The following is a 264-nucleotide window of genomic DNA, read 5'->3' as shown; positions in this document are numbered from 1 at the left end:
ACCGTCACCGGCTCCGATGTCATGATCGAGATTGTCCAGAAGCTCGAATGTGTAGCTGCCCTCGTCGTCGTCGTTCAACGTGATCCGGAAAACATCGCCCGCCGTAGTCGAACCGGTCAGAACCGGGTTGCCATTGGCATCCACAGAAGCGGTCACGGTCACTTCAAGACCGTTGGATGTCAGGACGTCATCATTCCCCGTCAGCACCGTTCCGGTGGAGTTCACGCCGGAGAACGCAAGGCTACGATTGGACCCTGCAACCGT

General features: G+C 58.0%; 1 protein-coding gene. It reads right to left on the bottom strand.

The features are described from left to right. On the bottom strand, nt 1-264 hold a 264-nt coding region (locus ABLQ08_RS32530; protein ID WP_352950927.1), incomplete at both ends, for a hypothetical protein.

Source organism: Roseibium sp. SCP14, assembly GCF_040329475.1.
Classification (GTDB): domain Bacteria; phylum Pseudomonadota; class Alphaproteobacteria; order Rhizobiales; family Stappiaceae; genus Roseibium.
Note: the sequence above shows the minus strand (reverse complement) of the source record. Positions and strands in the feature narration are given on the sequence as shown.